Source organism: Bianquea renquensis, assembly GCF_014384895.1.
In the GTDB taxonomy this organism is placed as follows: Bacteria; Bacillota; Clostridia; order Lachnospirales; family Bianqueaceae; genus Bianquea; species Bianquea renquensis.
This window is the reverse complement of sequence record NZ_JACRSQ010000095.1, coordinates 1-999: the sequence shown is the minus strand read 5'-3', so window position 1 is coordinate 999 and position 999 is coordinate 1. Positions and strand designations below refer to the sequence as shown.

The following is a 999-nucleotide window of genomic DNA, read 5'->3' as shown; positions in this document are numbered from 1 at the left end:
CCCATTCAGATATCCTTCTACAATATTTAATTTTTCTTCTGATGTATATTTCCGATACATAAAATACCCCCAAGTAGATTTTGGTTATTTACCTTGTCTACTTAAGGGGTATCATATCACATATCAATCACAATCGTCGGCTCTTGTTTTTTTAGCGGCTGTTTGACAGGTTCTTCTCTTTCCGACACTCTCGATATCGTCGAGCTTCCCTTTTTTTAGCAGCTGTTTGACGAGGTTCTCTCTTTCCAACGCTCTCGACATCCCCGCCTCTCCTTTTTTTAGCGGCTGTTTGACGGGTTTTTCTCCTTCCGACGCTCTCGACATCCTCGCCTCTTGTTTTTTAGCGGCTGTTAAACGGGAGTTTTCTATAGTTAACGATACCACCACAAAACCCACGCATACATTACTTCCTTAACTTCAAATTTTGGAAGTAAAACCCTATGAAAAGACTGATTTCCTGCGCGTTTAACATGGATACCGCTTGTGTGGAGTTAAAATCACCGATGGCAGCATGATTGCGATTGCCATTATCGCCGTTGAGAACGATGTTGCCCGTAATATGTATAAAAGGTCGGAGCTTGACCGCTTGAATACGCTGATCTGATTTTGAACGGCGGTCCCGAAACGTATTTGAAAACTGTGACCGAGTATATGCTACTTGATTAACCTAGGATTAAATTTTTTTGAATTTTTATCATTTCTGCATATAAAAATTGAGCTATGGTTGAAAAGTTTACTTATTTCTGTTATAATTAGTAAAGATCCATTGAAATATATGATAAGCCTGCTAATAAAAAGTCAAGTGATGGTTGAAGAAAATTTCAAAAATCCGATTTGATAAGCCGTCAAAAATGCAGGCTTCGAAAGAGGTGATAAGATTGAAAATTAGAAGTAGAGGATATTCATTATCTTTGGCACACGACAAATAAGCCATCTTTCGGTGGCAGCTTTAAAAATTGAATATTGAGAATGTTAAGGTTATGCAGTTGCTGACTTAAT

At 38.0% G+C, this 999-nt stretch carries 1 protein-coding gene and 1 pseudogene; one reads left to right on the top strand and one right to left on the bottom strand.

Going from position 1 to position 999, the window contains the following annotated elements; genetic code table 11:
- Positions 1-123 precede the first annotated feature (123 nt).
- Positions 124-324, bottom strand: coding sequence for a hypothetical protein (locus H8730_RS17400; RefSeq protein ID WP_249290310.1), 201 nt, complete (start codon positions 322-324; stop codon positions 124-126).
- A 116-nt stretch (positions 325-440) separates the two neighbouring features.
- Between H8730_RS17400 and H8730_RS17395 the strand changes: the two are divergent.
- A pseudogene (locus H8730_RS17395) lies at positions 441-666 on the top strand (DUF6061 family protein).
- Positions 667-999: the final 333 nt, after the last annotated feature.